The sequence below is a fragment of the Microbispora rosea genome (assembly GCF_044460045.1).
Lineage (GTDB): Bacteria > Actinomycetota > Actinomycetes > Streptosporangiales > Streptosporangiaceae > Microbispora > Microbispora rosea.
On record NZ_JBITJO010000003.1, the window covers coordinates 918777 to 937946 of the forward strand.

The 19170-nt window shown below is 72.0% G+C and carries 19 protein-coding genes; 5 read left to right on the top strand and 14 right to left on the bottom strand.

Annotated elements, in window-relative coordinates; translation table 11 throughout:
• Positions 1 to 117: 117 nt before the first annotated feature.
• Positions 118 to 585: an SPW repeat protein gene (locus ACIBK1_RS16440; protein ID WP_051761727.1), complete on the top strand. Its 468-nt coding sequence runs from the start codon at positions 118 to 120 to the stop codon at positions 583 to 585.
• Between the two features lie 82 nt (positions 586 to 667).
• Here the strand turns inward: ACIBK1_RS16440 and ACIBK1_RS16445 are convergent, their stop codons facing one another.
• The 10 genes from ACIBK1_RS16445 to ACIBK1_RS16490 form a co-directional block, all read right to left on the bottom strand.
• The gene (locus tag ACIBK1_RS16445; RefSeq protein WP_396735693.1) at positions 668 to 1819 is read right to left on the bottom strand and encodes an NAD(P)/FAD-dependent oxidoreductase; all 1152 of its coding nucleotides are present in this window, start codon (positions 1817 to 1819) and stop codon (positions 668 to 670) included.
• A gap of 43 nt (positions 1820 to 1862) precedes the next feature.
• On the bottom strand, positions 1863 to 2774 hold the full coding sequence (locus ACIBK1_RS16450; protein ID WP_030508066.1) for a LysR family transcriptional regulator: 912 nt from the start codon (positions 2772 to 2774) through the stop codon (positions 1863 to 1865).
• An 81-nt stretch (positions 2775 to 2855) separates the two neighbouring features.
• Positions 2856 to 3806, bottom strand: a complete 951-nt coding sequence (locus ACIBK1_RS16455; protein WP_030508067.1) for a sigma-70 family RNA polymerase sigma factor — start codon at positions 3804 to 3806, stop codon at positions 2856 to 2858.
• Positions 3807 to 3897: 91 nt separating this feature from the next.
• Positions 3898 to 5151 carry an NAD(P)/FAD-dependent oxidoreductase gene (locus tag ACIBK1_RS16460; RefSeq protein WP_396735697.1) on the bottom strand — a complete coding sequence of 418 codons (1254 nt, stop codon included), beginning with the start codon at positions 5149 to 5151 and terminating at the stop codon, positions 3898 to 3900.
• A 105-nt stretch (positions 5152 to 5256) separates the two neighbouring features.
• A complete protein-coding gene (locus ACIBK1_RS16465) occupies positions 5257 to 6102 on the bottom strand; it encodes a serine hydrolase (RefSeq protein WP_396735700.1) in 846 nt (281 codons plus the stop codon).
• Between the two features lie 13 nt (positions 6103 to 6115).
• Entirely contained in the window at positions 6116 to 7741 is a 1626-nt protein-coding gene (locus ACIBK1_RS16470; protein ID WP_396735703.1) for an amidohydrolase family protein, read from the bottom strand.
• Positions 7738 to 8490 carry an amino acid ABC transporter ATP-binding protein gene (locus tag ACIBK1_RS16475; protein ID WP_076434325.1) on the bottom strand — a complete coding sequence of 251 codons (753 nt, stop codon included), beginning with the start codon at positions 8488 to 8490 and terminating at the stop codon, positions 7738 to 7740. Before ACIBK1_RS16475 ends, ACIBK1_RS16470 begins: the two co-directional genes overlap by 4 nt.
• Before the next feature lie 17 nt (positions 8491 to 8507).
• Positions 8508 to 9461 carry an amino acid ABC transporter permease gene (locus ACIBK1_RS16480; protein WP_357327687.1) on the bottom strand — a complete coding sequence of 318 codons (954 nt, stop codon included), beginning with the start codon at positions 9459 to 9461 and terminating at the stop codon, positions 8508 to 8510.
• On the bottom strand, positions 9452 to 10336 hold the full coding sequence (locus tag ACIBK1_RS16485) for an ABC transporter substrate-binding protein (RefSeq protein WP_030508073.1): 885 nt from the start codon (positions 10334 to 10336) through the stop codon (positions 9452 to 9454). Before ACIBK1_RS16485 ends, ACIBK1_RS16480 begins: the two co-directional genes overlap by 10 nt.
• A gap of 82 nt (positions 10337 to 10418) precedes the next feature.
• Complete coding sequence (locus tag ACIBK1_RS16490; protein ID WP_396735706.1) at positions 10419 to 12008, bottom strand: pentapeptide repeat-containing protein; 1590 nt, start codon at positions 12006 to 12008, stop codon at positions 10419 to 10421.
• A 135-nt stretch (positions 12009 to 12143) separates the two neighbouring features.
• On the opposite strand from ACIBK1_RS16490, the gene ACIBK1_RS16495 reads away from it, so the two are divergent.
• On the top strand, positions 12144 to 13007 hold the full coding sequence (locus tag ACIBK1_RS16495) for an SDR family oxidoreductase (RefSeq protein WP_396735709.1): 864 nt from the start codon (positions 12144 to 12146) through the stop codon (positions 13005 to 13007).
• Positions 13008 to 13225: 218 nt separating this feature from the next.
• Here the strand turns inward: ACIBK1_RS16495 and ACIBK1_RS16500 are convergent, their stop codons facing one another.
• Both ACIBK1_RS16500 and ACIBK1_RS16505 read right to left on the bottom strand, forming a co-directional pair.
• A complete protein-coding gene (locus tag ACIBK1_RS16500) occupies positions 13226 to 13426 on the bottom strand; it encodes a DUF3072 domain-containing protein (protein ID WP_396735712.1) in 201 nt (66 codons plus the stop codon).
• Between the two features lie 60 nt (positions 13427 to 13486).
• Complete coding sequence (locus ACIBK1_RS16505; protein WP_063754610.1) at positions 13487 to 14026, bottom strand: hypothetical protein; 540 nt, start codon at positions 14024 to 14026, stop codon at positions 13487 to 13489.
• Positions 14027 to 14541: 515 nt separating this feature from the next.
• Between ACIBK1_RS16505 and ACIBK1_RS16510 the strand changes: the two genes are divergently transcribed.
• Genes ACIBK1_RS16510 through ACIBK1_RS16520 form a run of 3 tightly spaced genes read left to right on the top strand, consistent with a single transcriptional unit; the run spans position 14542 to position 17288 of the window.
• Positions 14542 to 15183 carry a GOLPH3/VPS74 family protein gene (locus ACIBK1_RS16510; RefSeq protein WP_197042612.1) on the top strand — a complete coding sequence of 214 codons (642 nt, stop codon included), beginning with the start codon at positions 14542 to 14544 and terminating at the stop codon, positions 15181 to 15183.
• Positions 15184 to 15213: 30 nt separating this feature from the next.
• Complete coding sequence (locus ACIBK1_RS16515) at positions 15214 to 16686, top strand: APC family permease (RefSeq protein WP_357325824.1); 1473 nt, start codon at positions 15214 to 15216, stop codon at positions 16684 to 16686.
• Positions 16683 to 17288, top strand: coding sequence for a GNAT family N-acetyltransferase (locus tag ACIBK1_RS16520; RefSeq protein WP_051761729.1), 606 nt, complete (start codon positions 16683 to 16685; stop codon positions 17286 to 17288). The genes ACIBK1_RS16515 and ACIBK1_RS16520 overlap by 4 nt, the downstream gene beginning before the upstream one ends.
• Positions 17289 to 17315: 27 nt before the next feature.
• Here ACIBK1_RS16520 and ACIBK1_RS16525 read toward each other — a convergent pair whose 3' ends face one another.
• The gene (locus tag ACIBK1_RS16525) at positions 17316 to 17576 is read right to left on the bottom strand and encodes a GntR family transcriptional regulator (RefSeq protein ID WP_030508081.1); all 261 of its coding nucleotides are present in this window, start codon (positions 17574 to 17576) and stop codon (positions 17316 to 17318) included.
• 64 nt (positions 17577 to 17640) lie between these two features.
• Positions 17641 to 18861, bottom strand: coding sequence for an MFS transporter (locus tag ACIBK1_RS16530; protein WP_396735717.1), 1221 nt, complete (start codon positions 18859 to 18861; stop codon positions 17641 to 17643).
• Between the last annotated feature and the right edge of the window lie 309 nt (positions 18862 to 19170).

Genomic DNA, 19170 nt, shown 5'->3' on the forward strand with positions numbered 1-19170 from the left:
ATTTATCCGTCAATTGCTGAATAAATACGGGAATATTAAGCGAAATCGAGAATGCCGGGATTTTAGGGGGTATGGCCGTCGACAGAAACGCACGCAGCAGGAAAGGCGGAACCAGACATGGTTGGACCCACCGGCCTCGAGCGTCATCCCGACGTCAGTGAACTGCGCCAGACGTACGATCGGGCGGGCTCGACGGCCCCCGCCCAGGTGTTGGAGGGGCTAGCCTTCCTGGCCGGCCTGTATCTGGCCCTCTCGCCGTGGATCGTCGGGTTCTTCGGATTCCGGGGCATGACCGTCAACAACCTGATCACCGGCCTCGTGATCAGCGCCCTCGCTCTGGGGCTCGCGTCCGCCTACGGACGCACCTACGGCATGGGCTGGCTTCTCCCGCTGCTCGGCGTGTGGGCGATCGTCTCGCCGTTTGTGCTGCGCGCGGGACGTGAGGCCACGGCGACGACCATTTGGAACAACGTCGCGATCGGCATCGTGACCGTGGCGCTGGGAGCCGCCGCACTGGCGATGGCGCAGGTGTTCCGCCGGCACGAGCGGGGCGAGCGGAGCGCGCACAGGCTCGGCAACTGGTGACGGACAGGGGCGCCCGGCCTGCCGCCCGGTGGGCCGGGCGTCGCGCGCTCGCTCGTCTCAGCGAAGGGTCACGCTGAGGCGGTCAGGTATCCGGAACGGACGCCTGACCGAGCGCGGTCGGCGCCCGGCCGGGGTCGTCCACGCTCGCGCGCAGGCGCGCGAGCGAGAGGACCGAGATGTCCTCGTCCGGTGGCCGGCCCTCCGCGAGGTCGGCGAGCACGTCGCCGACGAGCGCGGCGTACTTGAATCCATCGCCGCTGTCGCCGCAGGCCAGCACCGTCGCGCGGCCGACCCTGTCGATGACGAAGCGGCCGTCCGGCGAATCGGTCCAGCTGCACACCTGCTCGTCCACGACCGTCGGTGTCACGCCTGGGAACATGGCCGCCATACGGCGGGTCAGCTCGGCCGTCCGTCCCGGGTCCGGAGTGCGGTCGTCGTCACCTGGTTCGAGCGGCCGCAGCGGCACGTTCAGCCCTGCTTTGCAGCCGATGCCCGGGGTGGGCATGGCGTACACGGCCGGACCGTCCGGGACGGGCCCGTCGATCAGGCCGGGCACCCGAGCGGACGACTCGATGCCCGCGTAGTGGACCACCTGTTCGAGGTACGGCCTCAGCGTGAGCGGCACGCCCAGAGAGGGGAGCAGCGGGCCGGTGCCGGGGCCCGCGGCGACTACGACCGCGTCACCGGTCAGTATGGTGCCGTCGGCCAGGCGAACCGCCGGCTGCCGGGTGGCCTCCACGGCGACGACCTCCCCGGCGAGCAGGCGTCCGCCGTGCGCCCGGAACCGCTCCGCCTGAGTGGCCAGATAAGCCTTGGCGAGCACCACTCCGGCGTCTGCCTGGAACACCGCGCCGCGGCCGTCGCCCGCCAGGCCCGGGAAGAACCGGCCGACGTCGGCCGCCTCCACCTCGGTGAAGGGCACGCCCGAGGCACGCAGCGCGGCCACCAGACGGGCCGGCGACTCCGTGTCCCGCCACAGCAGCCCCCGGCGCAGGTGCAGCGTCGCCTCCGTCTGGCGCTCCAGCCGCTGCATGGCGTCACGGGCACGCAGGGACAGCCGGATCTTCAGCGGGTCCGGGTCGGCCAGGCGCCACAACCGCGTGGGCCCTCGGGAGGAGGACAGCGCGTTGCCGATCCCGTGGCGCTCCACCAGCGTGACCCGGTGGCCCCGCGCGGACAGTTCGGCCGCGGCGGACAGTCCCCAGGCGCCGGCTCCGACTACCGTGCACCGCATGTCCCTCGACCCCCGTTCGCCCGGATTCGCCGCACCGTTCAACCTACCGAAGGGTGACGCTGAGGCGGGCCGAGGCGTCCCTGAGGTAGTCGACGAACGCGCGCAGCGCGGGATTGGGGTTGGTCGGGCGCAGCGCGGCGCCGATCCGCCGGTAGAGCTTGGGCCCCTCCACCTGGCACACCTGGATGCCCGCCGCGCCCTGCACGCCGAGGCTCGGCACGAGGGCCACGCCGAGCCCGGCCCGGACCAGGCCGAGTGTCACCTCGTAGTGGTCGCTGCGGCAGCGGATGGAGGGCGTGATCCCTTCCAGGGCGCCGGCCCGCTCCAGCACCGAAACCGGAGTCTCGGTGCCGAAGGTGGTGATCCACGGTTCGTCGGCCAGGTCGGTCAGCCGCACACGGGGCCGGTGTCCCGCGGGATGGCCGAGCGGCATGACGAGGAGCTGCGGCTCGTCGAACAGGTGGACGACCTCGACGCCCTTCGGCGCCTTCCAGGGATCCAGCGCGTGCTCGAACACGACCAGCACGTCGAGCTCGCCGCGTTCCACGTCGGGCAGCAGCTCGTGCGGCTGCCCGAGCACCAGATCGAGTTCGACGCCCGGGTGGCGCGCGGTGAACGACGACAGCGCCATCGGCAGCAGGCGGTAGCCGGCCGAGGCGAAGAACCCGATGCGCAGCTGCCCGGCGTCTGCCCGCGCCTGCGCGAGCAGGTCCTTCTCGGCGGATTCGATGAGGTCGAGCACCTCCTGGGCCCGCCCGGCGAGGCGGCGGCCCGCCGCGGTCAGCCGCAGGCTGTGCGCGGCCCGCTCCACCAGCCCGACCCCCGCCTCCTCCTCCAGCCGGGCGAGCTGGTGGGAGACGGCGGAGGGGGACAGCCGCAGGGACTTGGCGGCTCCGGCGATGCTCCCGGTTCTGAAGACCTCCAGGAGCACCTTGAGGCGGTGGCTGCTGAGCATTTCCCCAGTATCGGCGACCCGGTATCAGACCTGGTCATATGCATCGCGGAGAATCCCGGGCGATCGCCGGGCGGCACCGGGTCACCACTGGCTGATGAGCGGCGGGTCCGGTTCGTGCTGCCGCCAGGCTTCGGTGAGGCGGACGAGAAGGGCGGGGGCGGCGACGCCGCGAACGGTTGCGATCTTGTCGCCTGTGATGTCGAACGTCACGGCGACGACAACCCGGTCGACGATCACGAAGAGAACGGCGGGGGCGCCGTTGACGCGCGCGTAGTAGATGGCGGGCGTGCCGCCGGCGAAGCGCCGCTTCGCGGGTGTGGGTTTGAAGCCGGCTCGTACGACGGCGGCGATGCGCTGCGGAGTGTCATACCACAGCAGCTTCTCGGCCAGGCCGGCGCCGTCGGAGATCAGGGTCGCGTCGTCGGTGAGCAGCGCCACCAGCCGTGCGGTGCGGCCCGAGGCGGCGGCGGCGAGGAATTCCTCGACGACCCTGCGGGCGGACGCCGGGTCCACTTCGCCGCCGCGGCGCGCGGCGGTGATCCGGCGCCGGGCCCGGTGGAGGTGCTGCTGGCTCGCGGACTCGGTGATGTCGAGAGTCTCCGCGATCTCGGCGTGGCTGTGGGAGAACGCTTCGCGCAGGACGTAGACGGCTCGCTCGAGGGGCGACAGGCGCTCCATGAGCGTCAGCACGGCCAGGGAGACCGATTCGCGCTGCTCGAACGAGTCGGCCGGGCCGAGCATCGGGTCGCCGTCGAGGAGTGGCTCGGGCAGCCAGGCGCCGGCGGTGCGTTCGCGGCGGGTCCGTGCCGAGCGGAGCCGGTCCAGGCACAGGTTGGTGACGACCTTGGTCAGCCATGCTTCCGGCACCTTGATCCGTTGCCGGTCCGCGGCCTGCCAGTGCAGGAACGCATCCTGCACGGCGTCCTCGGCGTCGGCGGCGGAGCCCAGCAGCCGGTAGGCCAGTGAGGCCAGCCGGTTCCGGCTGGCCTCGAACAGGCTGGTGTCGAAGCGTTCCGTCTCGGTGCTGTCCACGCGGATCACCCTCCAGCGGGTGTTTCAGAGGTGAACGGGGGGGCGGCAATCCGATCGATGGCACCTGCTGAGCCGGCGGGTGCTGTGAGGGTCAGAGCGTCAGGTGCGTGGCCTGCTGTGCGGCCGTGTCCGCGACGGTCGCGGTGGGGCGGGTGCGCGGGCCGCCAGCCAGGTGGCGCTTGCGGCCGGGCATGCCGAAGGTCGGGTGCGAGGTGGCCCACAGCGACATCGCGAGTATGCCCGCCTTGACCCTCGCGACCTTCCGGCCGCTCAGATACTTCGGCTTCGCCTGCCCCTCGTCGCCGATCATCTGCAGGATCCCGTCTCGCCGTCCGAGGCTGATGTGGTTCAGCGTATAGATCAGCCTGGTGTTCGCGATCGCGCGGCCGGTCAGGCGCCCCACGATCGCCTCGACGGCCTGCCGGCCGATAAGACCGGCCGAAGCGCAGGACATCGGCATCGGCCGGCCGTTGTCGCCGATGGCGTAGGCGCTGTCACCGACGGCGTAGACGTTCAGGTGCGAGACCGACCGCATGGTGCGATCGACGACGATCTGACCGTCCCCGGTGACCTCCAGCCCGGCGACGGCGGCGATGGGGCTGACCGCGAACCCGGCCGCCCACACGGTCGCGCCGGACGCCAGGGCGGTGCCGTCGGCGCACAGCACCCGCGTCGCTTCGACGGCTTCGACGCTGGTGTGCTCCAGGACGGTGATGCCCAGCCGGTCGCAGGCCTGGCGCAGGTGGCTACGGGCCCCGGCGGAGAGCCGGGCGCCCAGCTCGCCGCGGGCGACCAGCGCCACCGACAGGCCGGGCCGGGATTCGGCGATCTCGGTGGCGGTCTCGATGCCCGTCAACCCGTCACCGACGACCACCACACGCCCGCCATCGCCCCGTCCGCTCGGGCTGATCATGCTGTCCATGCTGTCCAGGCGCTCGCGCAGGCGCAGCGCCGAGGGCCTGGCGGCGATGTCGAAGGCGTGCTCGGCCGCGCCGGGGACGGCGCGGGCGGCGCCGTGGCTGCCGAGCGCGTACACAAGCGTGTCGTAGCCGAGTTCGCCGCCACCGCCGTCGTCGGCCACGGCGACGGTCTGCCGCTCGGGGTCGACGACGGTGACGCGGGCCACCCGCAGCCGTATCCCCGTGCCCGCGAAGACGTCGACGAGCTTCGGAGCCTCGACGTCCCGGCCGGCCGCCAGCTGGTGGAGCCGCATTCGCTGGACGAAGTCCGGCACGGCGTTGACCACGGTGATCTCGGTGTCCGCCGGGGACAGCCGGCGGGCCAGGGTCCCGGCCACGTAGGCCCCGGCATAACCGGCGCCGAGGACGACGATGCGGTGCTTCATGTGATGCTCCTGTCGGTTCGCCTGCTTCCGAGGAATTGAGCGGAACAGCGCCCCGATTGCTGACAGGAACTTTCATGTGGCCTGGGTCACACAGCGGCGGCAGCGTCACCCGGGCCGGAGGACGGTGTCCGCTATGGCGAGGCCCGCCTGGCGGATCGCCTCGACCAGGCCGTGCTCGCGGCCCGCGGGTCCGTGCGCGAGCACGGCGTAGCCCTCCCACCGCGCCCCGGCCATGACGCCCACGTCGGCCCGTGTCCCGGCGTCCGTGCCGGTCTTGTTCGCCACCCAGACTCCGGCGGCGTACGGCAGGACCGCCGGCGGGTCGCGGTCCTCGGGCTCGTGCGGGAGCAGCGCGGGCACCAGCGCGCGGTCGGTGTTGTGCGCCATCCAGCCGAGCAGCAGCCGCTGCCACGGCTCGCGCCCGTGCGCCAGCGACCGCATCAGGCCCGCCAGCTCGCGCGCCGTTCCCAAGGCGAAGGCCGGTGGATGCTCGGGAAGCCGGGGCTCGCGGATCTTGTCGTGGATCCGGGTCCTGGCCAGCCCGAGCGCGGCGGCGGCCGCGTCCACCCGGCCGAGCCCGAGCCGCCGCACCAGCGCGTTGGTCGCGGTGTTGTCGCTGACGGCGGCGGTGAGCAGCGCGAGGTCGCCGGTCGTCCAATCGCGGGCCGAAAGGCCGGTCAGCAGGCCCGACCCGCCCGCGTAGTCCTCCTCGAGCAGCGTCACGCGCTCGTCCGGGTCCACGACGCCCGCCGCGACGTCCTCCGCGAGCGCCGCGAGCAGCAGCACCTTGGCGGTGCTGGCCAGCGGCAGCACCACGTCCTCGTTCAGGCCGAGCACCCCGGGAACGCAGACGGCCAGTGTGCCCGGGCAGGCGGCCGCCACCTCCTCCAGCGCGCGGGAGTCCGTCGCGCGGGAGTCGGACCCGCCCACGCCGGTGACCTCTCCGTTCATCACGTCGTCTCTCTCACAGGGCCAGCACCTTTCCCGGCCGGGCGCCGGTCTCCTCGCCGTCGCGCACCACGACCACGCCGCCCGCGACGACCGCGCCGATCCCGGCGGGCGGCAGCAGCGGCTCGGCGAACGTCGCCCGGTCGGCCACCGTCGCGGGGTCGAAGACCACCAGGTCGGCGTGCGCGCCGTCGCGGATCACGCCGCGCCCGGTCAGCCCGAAGCGCGCCGCGGCCATCCCGGTCATCTTGTGCACCGCCTCCTCCAGCCGCAGCAGCCCCAGCTCCCGGACGTACCGGCCGAGCACCCGCGGGAACGTCCCGGCCCAGCGCGGGTGCGGACGCCCGCCCGGCTTCGGCACGCCGTCAGAGCCGATCATCGCGTACGGCGCGGCCAGCACCCGCCGCACGTCCTCCTCGACCATCGAGTGACTGATGATCGTCACCTCGCCGGCCTCGGCCACGAGCAGATCGGCGGCCACGTCGAGGGGGTCGGCGCCCGCCGAGGCCGCGAGGTCGGCGATGGTCCTGCCCTCGGTCTGCGGGTGGCGGGGCGCGCACGCGACCGAGATCCGGTCCCAGCCGCCGTTGCCGACCGTGTTCTCCCAGCCGGGCACGCCCTCCGCGATGGAGCGGCGCATCCGGTCGCGCTGCGCGGGGTCGCCGAGCCGAGCGGTCAGCGCCGCCAGGCCGCCGTCGTTCGCCCAGGGCGGCAGCATGGCGGCCAGCACCGTGCTGCCCGCCGTGTAGGGGTAAACGTCGCAGGTGACGTCCATGCCCTCGGCGCGCAGCGCGGCGATGCGCGGCAGCGTGCGCTCGGTGCGGCCCCAGGCGTAGCGGCCCGCGGTCTTGTGATGCGAGACGTGCAGCGCCGCGCCGCTGCGCCGGGAGATCTCGATCGCCTCCTCCAGCGCCTCCTCGACGCGCGACATCTCGTCCCGCAGGTGGGTGACGTACGGCTTGCCGTGCCGGGCGGCCACCGCCGCCAGCGCCACCACCTCGTCGGTGCCCGCGTACGAGCCCGGGGTGTAGATCAGGCCGGTGGACAGCCCGGCCGCGCCCTGCGCCAGGGAGGCGTCGAGCAACGCGCACATCGTGCGCAGCTCGTCGGGCCGGGCGGGCCGGTCGACGGGCCCGAGCACGCCCGCCCGGAGCGTGCCGTGGCCGACGAGTGAGGCCAGGTGGTTGGCCCGGGGCACTCCGGCGTGCGCGGCGGCGAAGCCCGCGAAGTCGGCGTACGCGCCGACGTCGCCGCCGAAGGTGATCCGCGTCTCGGCCCGCATGGCGGGCAACCGTTCCGGCAGGGCGGGGAACAGGCTGGACCCGCAGTTGCCGCAGATCTCGGTGGTCACGCCCTGCAGCACCGAGGCCCGCACCAGCGTCGAGCCGCCGCCGGACGCGCCGAGCAGCGTGACGCCGTCGGAGTGCGTGTGCACGTCGACGAAGCCGGGGGCGACCACGTGTCCGCGCGCGTCGATCACCTCGGCCACGCCCTTGGCCGGGGCCGCGCCCGGAGGCAGCACGGTCAGCCGCCCGGCGGCGACCCCGACGTCGGCGGGCCTGCCGGGGCGGCCGGTGCCGTCCACCAGCAGGCCGCCCCGGATCACCAGGTCGAAACCGCTGGGCAGATCGAGACCGCTCACTGGACCTGCCCGAGGAAGGCGCGCAGCCGCTCGTGGCGGGGCGCGGCGAGCACCTCGCGCGGGTCGCCGCGCTCGACGATGACGCCGTCGTCCATGAACACGAGCTGGTCGCCGACCTCGCGGGCGAAGTTCATCTCGTGGGTGACGACCATCATGGTCATGCCGGTCGCCGCGAGGTCCCGCATGACGGCCAGCACCTCCTGCACGAGCTCGGGGTCGAGCGCGCTGGTCGGCTCGTCGAACAGCATCAGGCTGGGCCGCATCGCCAGGCTGCGGGCGATGGCCACCCGCTGCTGCTGGCCGCCGGACAGCTGAGCCGGGTAGTGGTGCCCCCGGTCGGCCAGGCCGACCCGATCGAGCAGCTCCTGCGCCTGCCGCCTGGCCTGGGCGGCGGACGTGCCCAGCACGGTGACCGGCCCCTCCATCACGTTCTCGATCGCGGTGCGGTGGGGGAACAGGTGGAAGCGCTGGAACACCATGCCGATGCCGCGCCGCTGCCGGGACAGCTCGTGGGGGCGCAGCGCGTGCAGCCGGCCGTCGCGCTCGGCGTAGCCCATCAGCTCGCCGTTCACCCAGATCCGCCCCGAGTCGATGCTCTCCAGGCGGTTGACGCAGCGCAGCAGCGTCGACTTGCCCGACCCCGACGGGCCCACGACGCACACCACCTCTCCGGCGGGGACGTCGAGGTCGATGCCCTTGAGCACCTCGAGCGACCCGAAGCGCTTGCGGACGGAGCGAATGCGCACCATCGGCTGATCAGGGGTGCTCACGACGGCTCCTCGGGTGACAGGGGCGCCTTGGACGGCAGCGGCTCCTTGGACGGCAGCGGCGACAGGTTGCGGCGCACCCGGGAGGACAGCCGCACATGGCCGCGTTCGAACCGCTTCTCGACGAAGTGCTGGCCGACGCTGGCGATCGTGGTGAGGACGAGATACCAGATCGAGGCGACCACGAGCATCGCGATGACCTCGAAGTTGCCGAGGTAGATGCGCTGCGCGACGGTGAGCAGCTCGGCCCCGGCGATCACGGAGACCATCGAGGTGGTCTTCAGCATCGAGATGAACTGGTTGCCGGTCGGCGGAATGATCACGCGCATGGCCTGCGGCAGCACCACCCGGCGCAGCACCTGCCGGTGCGACATGCCGAGCGACTCGGCCGCCTCCCGCTGGCCCGGGTCGACCGAGCGGATGCCCGCGCGGACGATCTCCGCCATGTACGCGCCCTCGTTGATGGCCAGGCCGAGCAGTGCGGCGGTGAACGGCGTGATGACCGCGTTCGCCTGCCACTCGATCAGCTTGGGCCCGCCGAACGGCACGCCGATCGCGAAGGTGGGGAAGACCAGCCCGATGTTGAACCAGAAGATGAGCTGCACCAGCAGCGGCGTGCCGCGGAAGAACCACGTGTAGAGAGCGGAGGTGCCGCGCAGCACGGGGTTGTCCGACAGCTGCATGACGGCGGCCAGCACGCCCAGTGCCAGGCCGATGGCCATGGACAGCACGGTGAGCTGGATCGTGACCCACAGACCGCCGAGGATCCTGCCGTCGGCCAGGTAGGCGACGATGACGTCCCAGTGCAGGTTCTCGTTGACGATGATCGTGTAGGCCAGCCAGACGAGGAAAAGGAGGGCGACGGCCGCGCCCAGCCACCGGCCGGGCCGTACGGGACGCACGGCCTCGATCGGCAGCTCGACGCCGGCCGCTTCCTCTCGGGTCACTTCCACGGCTGGGTGTTGACCAGCACGCCGTCGACGGCGTTGGCCGTCACGCCGTACTCGTCCAGCACGGACGTGTAGCCGCCGTCGGCCTGGAGCTCCTCCATCGCCTTGGCGACCGCGTCGCGCAGCGCCGTCTTGCGCTTGTCGATCGCGATGCCCCACGGGCCGGCCTCGTACTGCTCGGGCAGCACGTCGTACTTGCCGGTGTCCTTGGCGTACATGACGGCGACGGGGTAGTCGACGATCGTGGCCACCGCGCGCCCGGAGTCGATCGAGAGCAGGCCGGTGGGCGCGTCCTCACTCTGCATGATCTTCATCTTCGTGGCGCACTTGTCGTTCTGCTTCTCGCCGATGGCGAGGTTGGAGCTGCCCTTGGCCAGCACCACCGTGCGTCCGCACAGGTCATCGAGGTTCTTGATGCCCTCCGGGTTGCCCTTCTTCACCATGATGGCGCCGCCGGCGTTGAAGTAGTCGACGAAGTCGACCGCCGCGCGCCGCTCCTCGGTGTCGCTCATCGAGGACATCACGATGTCCCAGCGCCCGCCTTGGAGGCCGGGGATGAGCCCGTCGAAGGCCGCGTTGGTGATGGAGAACTTCAGCCCGAGCTTGGCCGCGATGGCGGCGCCGAGGTCGGGGTCGACACCGGTGAGCTCCTGGGTGCCCTTCTTGTACATCTCCATCGGCGGGTAGCCCTCCGACGTGGCGACCCGCAGGGTGCCCGTCTTGCGCACGTCCTCGGGAACCAGGTCCTTCGCGGTCTTGCCCGTCGTCGCCGCCGCGTTGTCGCCCGCGGCGGTCCCCGACGACGAACGCCCGCAGCCGCCGGCGAGCGCCGACACGACCAGCGCGCCGACTATGGCCACATATAGGCGCTTTGTCATGGAACCTCCTGTTTCGCGAACGATTGAGCTTATGCTGGCGACAGGAGGTAACGGCCGTAACAATCGTGAACGCTTGTGGTCCTCAGCATCGAAGTCTTCGATGCTCCCCGTCCTCAGCCTCCGAGTCCGTGCGCAGGGTGGGAGAAGGACGCCACGGGCCGTACGACCCGACCCGGGCACGCTGGACGGCGGGCTTGCCCGGCGGGCGCGCCCCGGCGGCCCAGCACGCCGCGCCCGCGACGACGGCCGTCACCAGCGCGAGCCATCCGACGGCCCGCCCCGCGCGCAGGCCGTACCCGCAGGCGAGCCAGTAGAGCGACAGCAGCAGCCTCATCCGGCCGCGCGGGCTGCCCAGTCGCCGCATCTCCATGGCGCCGAACGCGAAGTCGGCCGCGACGCGCGTGTCGTCGACGCCCGGCCGCAGCCCCTCGTACAGAACCGCCAGGCGCGCCGGGTCGGGCGCGCGCTCGCCGGCCGGACCTGCGGCGGGCTCGTCCGCGCTCTGCGCCGCCCACCCCCGCCACAGGTGCTCGTCGGCGATGACCCTGCGGCGGCTCCACCACCGTACGGGCGGCCATCCCAGGCGCAGCCCGAGCCCGCCCGGAGGCGCGGCGAACACGCACTCCCGCAGGCTCAGGCCCTCGGGGCGGCGCAGCCCGCCGAGGCCGCACGCCCGCAGGTCCGCCCCGGTCAGCGTGAGCGCGTCCGCGTCGAGGCCGTCGAGCGAGGTCACGCGCAGCCGGCCGGAGCGCCGCGTGACGGCGGACAGCCCGGCGAGCGTCGCGTCGCGCAGGTCGACCTCGGCGTCGGACAGCCGTGCGGCGAGCCGCCCCAGGACGGCCGCCGCGCGAAGCACCACACGGCACCCGCCGGTGTCGATGTGCAGCGGCGCGCAGGCCCGTACGCCCGCGAGTGACAGGCGCCGCACGATCCGCATCGGGCCGAGGTAGGCCGCCCCCTCGAAGCGGGCGCCCTGGAACTCGGCGCTCGCTCCGCAGTCCGAGCCGCGGAAGGAGACGGCCCGGTGGAACCGGGCGCCGCGGAAGCCGGCGTCCCCGTGGAAGACGGCCGCGTCGAACACGGCGAATCCGTGGAACTGCGCTTTCTGGAACGACGCCTTCTGAAACGCCTTCTGGAGCGAGGCGGTCCCCGGGGCCGCGGCCGACGGGGCACCGAACCGCGCCGCGCCGAACAGGGCGTCGCCACGCACCGTGATGTGGTCGAACGCCGCATGGCCGCACACCCGCGCGTCGTGCAGGGAGAACTCGCGGTGGAACCGGGCCTCGCGGAAGGAGGCGTTGCGGAGGAACCGGGCGCCGTAGAACGAGGCGAGGCGGTCGAACCTGGCATTGTCGAAGGTCGCGTCACCGGCGAAGACGACCTCGCCGAAGCGGGCCGGGCCGGTGAAGACCGCGCGGTCGAACCTCGCCCTGCCGGCCCGGCGCTCCACCCCGTCGAGGACCCGAGCGAGCAAATCCTCCGACAGGAGGGTGCCGCGCAGATCGAGGGCCTGGCCGGGCGTCAGGGCTCGCAGGAACGTGCCCGCCTCGCCCGGCGAGAGGTGCGCCAGGCACCTGCCGTACGGCTCGTGGGCGACGCCGAGGCACTCGGGCACGGCGTCGCACGTTCTCCAGACCACGTCGAGCGGAGCGATCCGCGCCGGGGGTGTCATGGCAACGTCATACCCGATGTCCTGTCTAGAGATGTTAAAGCGTGATGGATAGGTAACAGTGTGTATCCGTCAGGGAACCGCCGCCGCGCGGCGCGCCGGCCGTTTGCCCTGGACGGGCAGGGGTAACCGACGTGCATGTCTGAGCAGCCGAACTCCACACCGCCACCGCAGACGCAGCCGTACCCCGGCCGGACCGGCGAGATGACGCCCGAGCCCAGGGACGAGATGCGCGACTACACCGGACGCGACCTGCTGGCGGGCAAGCGCGCACTCGTCACCGGCGGCGACTCCGGCATCGGACGGGCCGTGGCCGTGGCGTTCGCCAAGGAGGGGGCCGACGTCGCGATCGCGTACCTGACCGAACACGACGACGCCGAGCACACCAGGAAGCTGGTGGAGCAGGAGGGCCGCCGCTGTGTGGTCATCCCGGGCGACCTCGCCGATCCCCGCCACTGCGAGGAGGTCGTGGAACTCACGGTCCGCGAGCTCGGCGGGATCGACGTGCTCGTGAACAACGTGGCCACGCAGTCGCCGGTGCAGTCACTGGAAGAGCTGTCTGACGAACAGTGGGAGCGCACCTTCGCGGTCAACATCCACAGCTACTTCCGGGTGACCAAGGCCGCGCTGCGGCACATGTCCGAGGGCGGCTCGATCGTCAACACCTCGTCGATCAACGGGCTGCGCGGCAACAAGACCCTGATCGACTACTCCGCCACCAAGGGCGCGATCAACGCGTTCACCTACTCCATGGCGCAGGTGCTGGTCGAGCGGGGGATCAGGATCAACGCCGTGGCCCCTGGCCCGGTCTGGACGCCACTCATCCCGTCGACGTTCCCCGCGGAGAAGGTGGAGAAGTTCGGTCAACAGGCGCCGATGGGCCGGCCGGCCGACCCGGACGAGATCGCTCCCTCGTATGTGTTCTTCGCCGCCAACCGGCTGTCGTCTTACTACACGGGCGAGGTCCTCGCCCCGATCGGCGGCGAGACGCTGCCCGGATGAGAGGGCGCCGCATCAGGGTGCCCGACGAGGACGCCGGCCGACGTCCTGCCGCGATCGTGTCGGGTCGACGGTGCCGGGTCGACGGTGTCGGGTCGACGGTCGTAAGCCGATCTCACAGGCCGATCTCACAGGCCGATCTCACAGGCCGATCTCACAGGCCGATGTCATAAGGCCGCCCGAGGTCTTGCCCGGGCGGCCCCGGGCTTCTTCGCCCGTTTTCACCTGTTCTCGTTCAGGCGGCGGCTCTGGTCCTGCAGCTCGTCGATCAGCTTGGAGGCCTCGGCCTTGCTGAGCCCTTCCGGCACGTCCCGCCCGGTCTCCCTCGCCAGCGTGCGCAGGTAGGACTCCTGCGGCGCGGTCATCGGCTCGTCCCCGGTCGCCCACTCCTCGGGGTCCTTCTCCACAGGTCCTCGGTCCATGACTCCTCCATTGTCGAACTGCCGTTCGCTCTACCCGCCGCCCCGGTCCGTAACCTGCGTTCACCGCGCCGCGGGGTGACGCATGTATCGGGCCCGGGTGAGCTCGGACTCGCTCGGTTCCTCCTGTCGCCGCCGCAGCAGTCGCGCGGCCAGCACACCGCCCGTGACGCATCCGGCGGCCAGCGCCGCCGCCGCGGCGAACGCCGCGCCGGCCCGGGTGGACGCAGGCTCAGGCCGTACGGCGCGGGCCCGCCAGGCGCGCAACCACATGGCCTCGGCGGCCGCGTCGAGCAGATAGGTGGGCCGGATGCGGCCGGTGGGCACGTAGGCCACGTCGACGGCGAGCAGCGTCGCCGCCGTGGCCATGCCGAGACGGCGCGCGTGGTCGGCGCCGCCGGGAGTGGACGCGGCCCGGATCTGCGTCCATCCGATCCCCACGAGCAGCCCGGCGACGGTGCGCTCCAGCCACCGGTCGGTCTTCGCGCCGAACACCTTCTCGAAGCTCGGCAGGTGTAGCAGCGGCCACAGCCCGCCCGCGATGTTGAAGAGCCCATGGGCGCGGGCCAGCGCCGCCGCGCCCCTGTCGTCCTGGATGGTCATAGGCCGTCGATGCCCGATGGAAAAACGGACAAACCGGGCCCGGTTCGGCGGGATGGCCAGGGGCAGGCGCCCTGGGGGGCTCTGGGACAGACGAACAGGACAGGTGCTCTGGGGGTAGGTGCACAGGGAGCGGCAACGGGGGAGGACGTCATGCCCGGAAACATCAAGATTCGGCCACTCGGGGGAGCGGCCGGCTGCCTCCTGATGATCATCATCTCGATCGTCGCGTCGATCCTGCTCACGATCCTGGCCAACGCCCTCCTCCGATGAGAGGCCCGGCGCGCTCGTCGCGGGAGAGGGGCCGCCGTCGTGCTCCCGGCCCGATCGCCGGCGTTCGCCGTGGGGGCCTCCCGCCGACTTTCATCGCCCGTCGTGACCCTATTCCAGGTGGACCGTAATTGCATTAGCCGAAAAGTCCGTTCCGGTTGGCACAATTCTCCTATTCGCGCGCAGATCGCCAGAGCGTAAATTTGCGCGATGACAGGTGGAACATTTCGCCTATATCATCGCCGACCGTGGCTGAAAGCGATCTTTCGAGCCCGTCCCTTGTCGATGACCTGTACTTTGTCCTGCACGACAATGTGACGGGGCATCCGTTGCTTCATTCCCGGCTCACGGGGCTGGCGCTGGCCGGCGGGGTCCTCGGTGAACTGATGCTCGCCGAGCGTGTGGCGCTCGACTTCGCGGCGAGCCCGGAACGCCTCTACGCCACGGCCCGGGAGGCCGCCGATGACCCGCTCACCCGTGCGGTGCTCGGGCACGTCATCGCCGAACCGCATCACCCGGTCGGCACGTGGCTCCTCTTCTTCGCCCGGACGATCTACGCCGACGTCGCCGCCAGAATGATCGCCGCGAAGCTGCTCAAGCCGCCGGTCAGGCATTTGCTGAAGCAGCAGCCTCCGGCTCCCGCGGACATGAACACGGCGGCGTGGCCGCTCGCCCGCCTGAACCTCACCATCCAGAGGCGCAAGCCGCCGGTGGAGCGGGACTGCGTCCTCCTGGGGCTCCTGGACGCGGCCGGCTGCGCCCAGCGGGTCCTGTCCGAGCACGATTCCCGGTTCGTGGCCGCCGCGACCGCCATGCTCCCCATGGCTCTGCGGAGGCTCATCGCCCAGACCAAGGTCGCCGTCGGCAAGGCCGTCATCAGCCGCCGCTGACCTCCAACCCCCCTCACCACGGAGTTCCAGGTGTCCCTCACACAGCAACGGCCCAGCGCCGTCACCGCCGCACTGGCCGAGGACCGGCTCGGCGTGCCGTCCATCGTGTTCTTCGTCATCTCCGCGGCGGCGCCCCTGATGGTCGTCGCGGGTTCGGTCCCCACCGCGTACACGGTGACGGGCGTCATCGGTGTCCCGTTCGCATTCCTGATGCTGGGCGCTGTTTTCGCGCTCTTCGCCGTCGGATACGTGACGATGGCCAGGCACGTGGTGAACGCGGGCGCCTTTTATGCCTATGCCGCCCAGGGGCTCGGCCGGACCCAGGGAGTCGCGACCGCCTGGGTGGCGCTGCTGGCGTACAACGCGCTGCAACTCGGCCTCTACGGAATCATCGGGTCGGCGGCCGAGCCGCTGCTGGTGGACTGGTTCGGCGCCTCGCCCCCGTGGTGGGTGATCGCGCTCGTGGCGTGGGCGCTGACCGGCGTGCTCGGCCTGTTGCGGGTGGATGTCAACGGGAAGATCCTGTCCGTCCTGCTCGTCAGTGAGATCGCCATCGTGTTGCTGTTCGACCTCGGCGACCTGACCCATGTCGCGCCGGAAGGCATCAGTTTCGAGGGCTTCACCCCCGGCGCCCTGTTCGTGCCCGGTGTGGGCGCCGCGCTCGCCACCGTCGTCGCGGGGTTCGCCGGCATCGAGTCGTCGGTGGTCTTCGCCGAGGAGTCCAAGGACCGCCACCGGACCGTGCCGATCGCCACCTATCTGGGCATCGCGATCATCGCCGTGCTGTACGCGTTCTCCGCCTGGGCGCAGACGGTGCCGACCGGGCCGGGCGGGATCGTCAAGGCCGCCTCGGACCAGGGGACCGAGCTCATCTTCAACCAGGCCGCCCTCCACCTGGGCACCGCCGTCTCGACGATCGGCTCGGTGCTGTTCGTGACCAGCAGCATCGCCTGCATGATCGCCTTCCACAACACCACGGCCCGCTACATCTTCGCCCTGGGCCGGGAGAACGTCCTGCCCTCGATCTTCGGCCGCACCTCGGCCCGCACCGCCGCCCCGATCTCCGGGTCGCTGCTGCAGACGGTGCTCGGACTGATCGTGATCGCCGTGTACGCGTTCTCCGGCCTCGACCCGGTCACCAAGATGTTCTTCATCTTCGGCACGTTCGGCGGTCTCGGGCTGCTGACCCTGCTCACCGTCACCTCGATCTCGGTGATCGTGTTCTTCTCCCGTGACCCGCGGGGGGAGACGACCTGGCGCACCCGCATCGCCCCGGCTCTGGCGATCCTGGCGCTCTGCGTGATCATCGGGCTCACCCTGGTCAACTTCGACACGGTCCTCGGGGTCGAGCCCGACTCGATCCTCCGCTGGATCCTGCCCGGCATCTTCGTCGTCGCGATCGTCCTCGGCCTCGTCTGGGGCCGGGTGCTGAAGTCGATCAGGCCCGAGGTGTACGCCAACATCGGCCTGGGCGCCCAGGCCGTCAAGGGGAGTGCCAAGTGACGATCGAGATCACCCGGATGACGGACGCGGCCGCGGCCGGGGGGCTCATCGCCGAAACCTTCCACACCGACGAGATCACCAGGTGGCTCATTCCCCGGGCCGACGACCGGCTGCCGATGCAGCGGCGGTTCTTCACCATGTGGGCCGGGCACGCGCTCGACCACGGCGACGTCTACGGCGTCCACGAGTCGGGCGAGCTGGCCGGTGTGGCGGTCTGGTTCGCCGCGCCGTTTCCCGAGATCCCGGGGGAGCAGGAGGCGATCGCGTCGTTCACGGGCGAGAACGCCGCACGCTACCGCCTCTTCGGCGAAGTGACGGAGAAGCTCCACCCCCAGGAGCCGCACCACTACCTGGCGTTCATCGCGCTGGAACGAGGAAGGACCGGCCGCGGCCTCGGCACCCTGCTGCTGCGCGAGCATCACCGCAGGCTCGACGCCGAAGGCATCCCGGCCTACCTGGAGGCGAGCAGCGAGGCGAGCCGGCGGCTCTACCTCCGCCACGGCTACGTCGACATGCCCGAGCTGGTCAGGCTGCCCGGCGGCCCGGTCATGTACCCCATGTGGCGTGAGCCCCGCCCGGCCGCGCAGGCCGGACAGCCGTAACGGTGGGGACGGGCGGCGGCCGACCGGTCAGCCGCCGCCCGTCTCCTCGGCCCGGGTGGACACGTACGCCCCTTGCCCCTCCACCGTGTACACGAGGCCCTCGCCGCTGAGCACCTCGACGGCGCGGCGTACGTCCTCGGGGGCGAACCCGTGCTCGCGCACGAGCAACTCCTCCGGCGGCAGAGGCCGATCGGGCTCGATCCGGCCGTGGACGATCTCCTCGCGGAGCATCGCCGCGAGCCGCCGGTGCGCGGGGACCGGTTCCCCGGGATCGTTGGTGACGGCCACGCCCCACCACTGCCCGGCTCCACCCGATCCAACCCTTCGCTCTCGCGCCGACGCGGCGCACGCCTCAGTCGCGGGCGGGCTCCGCATGGCGATCTGTCGCGGGGGCGGGACGGGGCGAGCGCAGCGCCGGAGCGGTGAGGGCCACGAACAGCGCGAGCACGGCGGGCACCAGCAGCGCGTGCGGAAGGGTGACGGCCTCGGCCAGGCCGCCGATGAGAACGGGACCGGCCAGGAAACCGGTGTAGCCGAGGCTCGCCACGGCGGCGAGCGCACGGCCGGACTGGGCCGGGTCGCGGTGCCCGGCGGCCGAGAACACCTGCGGGATGATGCACGAAAGGCCCGCACCGAACAGCCCGAATCCGGCGACCCCGGCGACCGGCTCGCCGACGAGGATCCCGGCCGCGAGACCTGCCCCGGCCAGCAGGCCGCAGCAGCGCACCAGGGTGACCTGCCCCAGCCAGGCGGCGAGGCGGTCCCCGGCGAACCGGCCCGCCGTCATCATGATCGAGAATGCGGCGTACGCCGCCGCGGCGAAGCCGGGGGAGGATCCCAGGTTGTCGCGAAGGTAGACCGAGCCCCAGTCGGCCGCGGCGCCTTCGCCGATCATGCAGCAGAACGCGAGGACGCCGAGAAGCAGCACGGTGCCGCCGACGCGCCGGCGTGCGGGTCGCGCCTCGGGGGAGCCCGCCCGCGCGGCCTCCCGCGCCGGGTCGTCGCGCGTCGCCCAGCGGGCGCTCAGCAGGGCGATGAGCAGGATCACCGCGCCCATCGCCGCGAAGGTGACGCCGGGGCTCGCCCCGGCGTGGGCGAACATGCCGCCGGCGGATGCCCCCACGAACCCTCCGACGCTGAACACCGCGTGAAAGGACGACATGATCGACTTTCCGGACGCCCGCTCCACCACCACGGCGTTGGCGTTCATCGCGACGTCGAGCGTGCCGCAGACCGCGCCGAACACGAACAGGGAGAGCGCGAGCGCCGGCAGGTTCGGCATGTAGGCGGGAAGCACGAGGACCAGGCCCTGGGCGATGGCCACCGGCAGCATGGTCCGGTAGCTGCCGTAGCGGTCCACCAACCTGCCGACGACCTGCATGCCGGTGATGGCGCCGGCCGCGATGCCGAGCAGCCCCAGGCTGAGCGCGCCGTCGCTCAGCCGCAGGGCCGCCTTGATGGCGGGGATCCGGCTGGTCCACGTGCCCATGGCCATGCCGGACAGCAGGAACAGTCCGTAGACGGCCACGCGAGCGCGCAGAAGCGCCGGGCGGGCGGGGGCGGACAAGGCCATGTGGTGCTCCTCGGGGCGGCAGTGCGCACCTGCTGTGCGGGCAGGCTGTGCGAACGATCAATGGAGGTGTTCGCGCCTCCGACGCGGGAGGCGTCAGGCTCAGGGACGGCCCGGATCCGGGGCTCCAGGGGGACTCGGGAGGGGAGGGCTGCTGGGTTGAGGGCGCTGAGGGTGTGTTCCCGCCTCGCGTACCCCCCGATCAGGCGCCGGCCGGGGGCCGATCCGCGGCCCACCGGGGGCCGATGCGGGGGCGGGGCCGATGCCGGGCTGGGGCTGGGGCTGGGGCGGGGGCGGTAGGTCTCCGGATGC

Excerpts from the sequence above, each read along its gene's own strand:
- ACIBK1_RS16440 (WP_051761727.1), top strand. The coding sequence starts at position 118 with ATGGTTGGACCCACCGGCCTCGAGCGTCATCCCGACGTCAGTGAACTG.
- ACIBK1_RS16445 (WP_396735693.1), bottom strand. The coding sequence starts at position 1,819 with ATGCGGTGCACGGTAGTCGGAGCCGGCGCCTGGGGACTGTCCGCCGCG.
- ACIBK1_RS16450 (WP_030508066.1), bottom strand. The coding sequence starts at position 2,774 with ATGCTCAGCAGCCACCGCCTCAAGGTGCTCCTGGAGGTCTTCAGAACC.
- ACIBK1_RS16460 (WP_396735697.1), bottom strand. The coding sequence starts at position 5,151 with ATGAAGCACCGCATCGTCGTCCTCGGCGCCGGTTATGCCGGGGCCTAC.
- ACIBK1_RS16465 (WP_396735700.1), bottom strand. The coding sequence starts at position 6,102 with ATGAACGGAGAGGTCACCGGCGTGGGCGGGTCCGACTCCCGCGCGACG.
- ACIBK1_RS16475 (WP_076434325.1), bottom strand. The coding sequence starts at position 8,490 with ATGGTGCGCATTCGCTCCGTCCGCAAGCGCTTCGGGTCGCTCGAGGTG.
- ACIBK1_RS16485 (WP_030508073.1), bottom strand. The coding sequence starts at position 10,336 with ATGACAAAGCGCCTATATGTGGCCATAGTCGGCGCGCTGGTCGTGTCG.
- ACIBK1_RS16490 (WP_396735706.1), bottom strand. The coding sequence starts at position 12,008 with ATGACACCCCCGGCGCGGATCGCTCCGCTCGACGTGGTCTGGAGAACG.
- ACIBK1_RS16495 (WP_396735709.1), top strand. The coding sequence starts at position 12,144 with ATGTCTGAGCAGCCGAACTCCACACCGCCACCGCAGACGCAGCCGTAC.
- ACIBK1_RS16500 (WP_396735712.1), bottom strand. The coding sequence starts at position 13,426 with ATGGACCGAGGACCTGTGGAGAAGGACCCCGAGGAGTGGGCGACCGGG.
- ACIBK1_RS16505 (WP_063754610.1), bottom strand. The coding sequence starts at position 14,026 with ATGACCATCCAGGACGACAGGGGCGCGGCGGCGCTGGCCCGCGCCCAT.
- ACIBK1_RS16530 (WP_396735717.1), bottom strand. The coding sequence starts at position 18,861 with ATGGCCTTGTCCGCCCCCGCCCGCCCGGCGCTTCTGCGCGCTCGCGTG.